Raw genomic sequence first — 5349 nt, 5'->3', positions numbered from 1 at the left:
CCCAAACAAAGACTTTCGGAGAACACCATGAAGCTGAAGAAGCTCGCTTCGTTCCTTGTCGTGCTTGCCGGCCTTTTCGCCGCATCCCTGCCGGCCTTGGCCGCCGACAAGGAAAATACCATGATCATCACGCTGAAGGACGGCGACGTGACTATCGCGCTGCGTCCGGATATCGCGCCCAAGCATGTCGCGCAGATCAAGAAGCTGGTGCGCGAGGGCGCCTATGACAACGTCGCCTTCCACCGCGTCATCGACGGCTTCATGGCGCAGACCGGCGACGTCAAGTTCGGCAACATGGAGAAGGGTTTCAACCCCGAGGCCGTCGGCACCGGCGGTTCCGATCTTCCCGACCTGCCGGCCGAGTTCTCCCAGACCGAACAATTCACGCGCGGCGTGGTCGGCATGGCCCGCTCGCAGGATCCGAATTCGGCCAATTCCCAGTTCTTCATCATGTTCGCGCCGGCGCCGAACCTCGACGGCCAGTACACTATCGTCGGCAAGGTGGAGAGCGGCATGGATCTGGTGGACAAGATAAAGAAGGGCGACGAGGCGGACAACGGCACGGTCACCGACCCCGATCGCATGATCAAGGTTCGCATCGCTGCCGATGGTAAGTAACTCACTCAATTTTAAAAGGATTTTCTGACATGGCTGAGATCAAGGACCGCGAGAACGCGCTCATCATGGAAACGACGAAGGGCAACGTCGTCATCGAAATGTATCCCGACCTGGCGCCCGGTCACGTCGCCCGCATCAAGGAACTGGCGCGCGAGGGCGCCTATGACGGCGTGGTGTTCCACCGCGTCATCGACGGCTTCATGGCGCAGACCGGCGACGTCAAATTCGGCAATTCCTCGAAGCCCTCCTTTGCCCCGTCTCGCGCCGGCATGGGCGGCTCCGACAAGCCGGACCTGAAGGCCGAATTCTCCAACGCCAATCACGGCCGCGGCACCTGCTCGATGGCGCGCGCGCAGAACCCGAATTCTGCGAACTCGCAGTTCTTCATCTGCTTCGACGACGCCTCCTTCCTCAACCGCCAGTATACGGTATGGGGCCAGGTGATCGAGGGCATGGAGAATGTCGACAAGATCAAGCGCGGCGAGCCGGTGCAGGACCCCGACAAGATCGTGTCGCTGAAGGTCGCGGCCGACGTCAAGTAAGGGCATAAAGGTGATGGGCGCAGTCTGGTCGTTGCTCGGCATCCTGTCTGGCGCCTTCATCGCCATCCAGGCGCCGATCAACTCGCAACTGGCGCGCGGCCTCGGCCTTCCGGTCGCGGCCGCCGCGTTTTCCTTCCTGTCCGGCGCTATCGTGCTCGGCATCATCGCGGTCGCCGTGGTGAGGCTGCAGGGCATTTCGCTCGACTGGAAGGCGCCGGCGCCGTGGCTGTTCGTTGCCGGCGGCATGCTCGGTGGCTTCTATGTCACGCTCTCCACCATCCTCACGCCGCGCATCGGCGCCGCCGCGCTGATGGCCTTCCTGGTCGCCGGCCAGCTGATCGCCGGCATGCTGGTCGACCGCGCCGGTTTCCTCGGCGTAGCCGTGCGCGAGATCTCGCTTGGCCGCGTCGCCGGGGCCGTGTTGCTGCTGGTCGGAGCGCTGCTCATCCGGCTGTTCTGATGCGCGTCGATCTGTTCGACTTCGAGCTGCCGGAGGCGCGCATCGCGCTTCGTCCGGCGGAGCCGCGAGACAGCGCCAGGATGCTGGTCGTCAGACCCGGCCAAGGCCTGGACGATCGGATCGTGCGCGATCTGCCGTCGCTGCTTGAGGACGGCGACGTGCTGGTGTTCAACGACACCAAGGTCATTCCGGCGCAATTGAAAGGCATCCGCAAACGCGGCGAGGCGATGGCGCAGGTCGAGGCCACGCTGCATATGCGGGTGGCGCCGGACCGTTGGCGGGCCTTCATGCGGCCCGGAAAGCGCATCGCCGTCGGCGACCGCATCCATTTCGGCCAAGATCAGAATTCCTGCTTCCTCGGTCGGCTCGACGCGACCGTGATCGAGAAGGGCGAGGCGGGCGAAGCGCTGCTCGGCTTCGACCTCTCAGGGCCGTTTCTCGACGAGGCGCTGCACGCCGTCGGCCATATTCCGCTGCCGCCCTACATCGCCTCGAAACGCGACGACGACGAGCGCGACCGCCGCGACTATCAGACCATCTACGCCAGGGAAGAGGGCGCTGTCGCCGCGCCCACCGCGGGGCTGCATTTCACGCCTGAGCTGTTCACCGCTCTTGACGCCAGGGGCGTCGAGCGCCGCTTCGTCACGCTTCACGTCGGCGCCGGCACCTTCCTGCCGGTCAAGGCCGACGATACCGCCGATCACAAGATGCATGCGGAAATCGGCTCGGTGAGCCGCGAGACGGCAGACGCACTCAATGCGGCAAGGGTGCGGGGAGGGCGGATCGTCGCCGTCGGCACGACGTCGCTGCGCCTCCTGGAAAGCGCCGCGCGCGAAGACGGCAGGATCGAGGCCTGGTCGGGGCCGACCGATATCTTCATCACGCCCGGCTACCGTTTCAAGACAGCCGATATGCTGATGACCAATTTCCATCTGCCGCGCTCGACGCTGTTCATGCTGGTCTCGGCCTTCAGTGGGCTGGAGACGATGCGTTCGGCCTATGCGCATGCCATCGCGAGCCGCTACAGATTCTACTCCTATGGGGACTCCTGCCTACTTTTCCGGGAGACAAGCGATGGACGCTGATCTCGAAAAACACCAGGCACGCTCGTCCACCACAAGGAATTCGATGGCTGCAGCTTTCTCCTTCAAGCTCATCGCTACCGACGGCAGGGCGCGGCGCGGCCAGATTTCCATGCCGCGCGGCGAAATCCGCACGCCGGCCTTCATGCCGGTCGGCACCGGCGGCACCGTCAAGGCCATGTATATGGACCAGGTACGCGGCGTCGGCGCCGACGTCATCCTCGGCAACACCTATCATCTGATGCTGCGGCCGGGCGCCGAGCGCGTGGCGAAACTCGGCGGGTTGCATGAGTTCGCGCGCTGGCCATACCCGATCCTGACCGACAGCGGCGGCTTCCAGGTCATGTCGCTGTCGAAGCTGAGGAAGCTGACGGAAAAGGGCGTCACCTTCCGCTCGCATATCGACGGCGCGCCCTACGAGATGTCGCCGGAGCGGTCGATCGAGATCCAGGGGCTGCTCGATTCCGACATCCAGATGCAGCTCGACGAATGCACCGCACTCCCGGCCAAGCCGAAGGAGATCGAGCGCGCCATGGAATTGTCGCTGCGCTGGGCCGAACGCTGCAAGGCGGCGTTCGGCGACCAGCCGGGCAAAGCTATGTTCGGCATCGTCCAGGGCGGCGACAGCGCCGCGATGCGTGTGCGTTCGGCGCAGGCGCTGAAGGCGATGGACCTCAAAGGCTATGCCGTCGGCGGCCTGGCGGTCGGCGAGCCGCAGGCGGTGATGCTGGAGATGCTGGAGATCACCTGCCCGGAACTGCCGGACGACAGGCCGCGCTATCTGATGGGCGTCGGCACGCCGGACGACATCTTGAAGTCGGTGGCGCGCGGCATCGACATGTTCGACTGCGTGATGCCGACGCGCGCCGGCCGACACGGCCTTGCCTATACACGCCGCGGCAAGATCAACCTGCGCAACGCCCGCCACGCCGACGATCCACGTCCGCTGGACGAGGAGAGCGACTGCCCCGCCGCGCGCGACTATTCGCGCGCCTATCTGCATCATCTGGTGCGTTCGCAAGAGACGCTCGGCGCAATGCTGCTCACCTGGAACAACCTGTCCTACTATCAGAAGCTGATGCAGGACATCCGAGCCGCGATCGAGGCGCGGGGCTTCGAGGCGCGCGCCGCGGAGATTTCAGATGGCTGGGCGAGGGGCGATATTTCAACCATCTAGCCGGACGTCCCGCGATTGACGGACCGACTGCCCGAGAGCAGAGTTGCGCCCTCGGGGATCAGCCATGACCGTGACCTACGACTTTGCCGGCAAGACGGCGATCGTGACCGGCGGCTCGAGGGGCATCGGCAAGGCCGTGGCTACGCAGTTGGCGCGGTCAGGAGCCGACGTGTGGGTGTGGGATGCCGATCCAGCGCCAGTCGACGGAACCAGCAGTCAGACGGTCGATGTGACCAGGGCGGGCGACATAAGGAATGCTCTCAGCGAGGTGGTCGCCACGACAGGCGGGGTCGACATTCTCATCAACAACGCGGGCTATCTTGGTCCCTACCTTGGCTTCGAGGCCTTCGATCCCGCTGAGTGGCAGCGCATCATCGGGGTCAATCTCATCGGAACATTCGAGGTCACGCATCAGGTTCTGCCGGTCATGCGCAAGGCCGCTCGCGGCCGCATCGTCAATATGGGGTCGCTCGCCGGCAAGGAAGGATTGCCGAACCTCGCCGCCTATTCGGCCGCAAGCGGAGGCATCATTGCCTTCACCAAGGCCTTGTCGCGCGAGGTCTGCGACACCGATATCCGCGTCAACTGCGTCGCTCCCGGTCCGATCGATACGGACCTTATCCGGCGACTCGGAAACGAGGTCGTCAGCGACATGGTCGGCGCCAGCCCGCTGAAGCGGCTTGGGGCGGTGGAAGAGGTCGCGGCGCTGGTTCTCTGGCTCTGCTCCGATGCCGCCAGCTTCAACACCGGCGCGGTCTTTGACATGTCTGGCGGCAGGGCGCGCTACTGATTGTCTGGCTCACGTGCTGACCGAAGTCGAGGCGCGCAGGCTGCAGCCGGTGATCTTGAAGCTGCCGTCGGGCTGCTGCTCCAGCGTGTAGACCGCCTCATAGTCCTTGCCGTCGGGGCCGACGATCAGCACCTGCTGGATGATCGAGGCCGGCCCGGTCTGCTCCACCTTGCCGAAGGAATAGGTTTGCGGCTTGCGCACCGGCGCGTAGCCGTTGGTCACCATGTTCATGAAGGTGTCGACCGTCGGGAAGATGCGCTTCACGTTCGGTGCCGCGAAACTGTAGGCGGTGGCGCCGTCATCGGCGAGGAAGGCCTTGAGCTGGCTGTCGATGACCGTCTGCGCCGCCTTGATCTCGGCGTCGCCGGCAAAGGCTATGGATGCAAGAAGCATCGGAACGAGAGCGAGTGCGAACAAAGCGCGGCGCATGGCCTGACTCCCGAAAATTCACGTTGTGAAGGCGCAGTCTAACATACGCTGGCCGCCCTGCCGTGGTTTCACCGGCTTCGGAAGATTCTTGCCCGCATCGACGTCTGGTCGGTGCTTGTGACTTGAGGCACGCCGGGCCAATCATCGACGGCAGCCTCGACAGGAGCGGCATGCCGGCCGCCGAATTGCGGCAAGCGGTCGCCAGGGCCGGCGCCGGCTGATGCTTGAAAGCGGGGCGGCAGTCTGCCAAA

At 64.6% G+C, this 5349-nt stretch carries 7 protein-coding genes; 6 read left to right on the top strand and 1 reads right to left on the bottom strand.

What is annotated here, in order from left to right:
- Positions 1-120: 120 nt before the first annotated feature.
- The 6 genes from EOA29_RS24010 (at position 121) to EOA29_RS23985 (ending at position 4669) form a co-directional block, all read left to right on the top strand.
- Positions 121-618 (top strand): peptidylprolyl isomerase, encoded by a 498-nt coding sequence (locus tag EOA29_RS24010; RefSeq protein WP_245464964.1) that lies wholly within the window; start codon positions 121-123, stop codon positions 616-618.
- Between the two features lie 29 nt (positions 619-647).
- Positions 648-1160 (top strand): peptidylprolyl isomerase, encoded by a 513-nt coding sequence (locus EOA29_RS24005; RefSeq protein ID WP_126093824.1) that lies wholly within the window; start codon positions 648-650, stop codon positions 1158-1160.
- 10 nt (positions 1161-1170) lie between these two features.
- The gene (locus EOA29_RS24000) at positions 1171-1620 is read left to right on the top strand and encodes a DMT family transporter (RefSeq protein ID WP_126093825.1); all 450 of its coding nucleotides are present in this window, start codon (positions 1171-1173) and stop codon (positions 1618-1620) included.
- A complete protein-coding gene (gene queA / locus EOA29_RS23995) occupies positions 1620-2705 on the top strand; it encodes a tRNA preQ1(34) S-adenosylmethionine ribosyltransferase-isomerase QueA (protein ID WP_126093826.1) in 1086 nt (361 codons plus the stop codon). The genes EOA29_RS24000 and queA overlap by 1 nt, the downstream gene beginning before the upstream one ends.
- A gap of 43 nt (positions 2706-2748) precedes the next feature.
- Positions 2749-3879 (top strand): tRNA guanosine(34) transglycosylase Tgt, encoded by a 1131-nt coding sequence (tgt, locus tag EOA29_RS23990; protein ID WP_126095903.1) that lies wholly within the window; start codon positions 2749-2751, stop codon positions 3877-3879.
- 64 nt (positions 3880-3943) lie between these two features.
- A complete protein-coding gene (locus EOA29_RS23985; RefSeq protein WP_126093827.1) occupies positions 3944-4669 on the top strand; it encodes an SDR family NAD(P)-dependent oxidoreductase in 726 nt (241 codons plus the stop codon).
- A 9-nt stretch (positions 4670-4678) separates the two neighbouring features.
- On the opposite strand, the gene EOA29_RS23980 is transcribed toward EOA29_RS23985, so the two are convergent.
- On the bottom strand, positions 4679-5098 hold the full coding sequence (locus tag EOA29_RS23980) for a DUF4864 domain-containing protein (RefSeq protein WP_126093828.1): 420 nt from the start codon (positions 5096-5098) through the stop codon (positions 4679-4681).
- Between the last annotated feature and the right edge of the window lie 251 nt (positions 5099-5349).

The organism is Mesorhizobium sp. M1E.F.Ca.ET.063.01.1.1, assembly GCF_003998155.1.
GTDB lineage: Bacteria > Pseudomonadota > Alphaproteobacteria > Rhizobiales > Rhizobiaceae > Mesorhizobium.
This window is presented reverse-complemented; position numbering and strand designations above follow the sequence as displayed.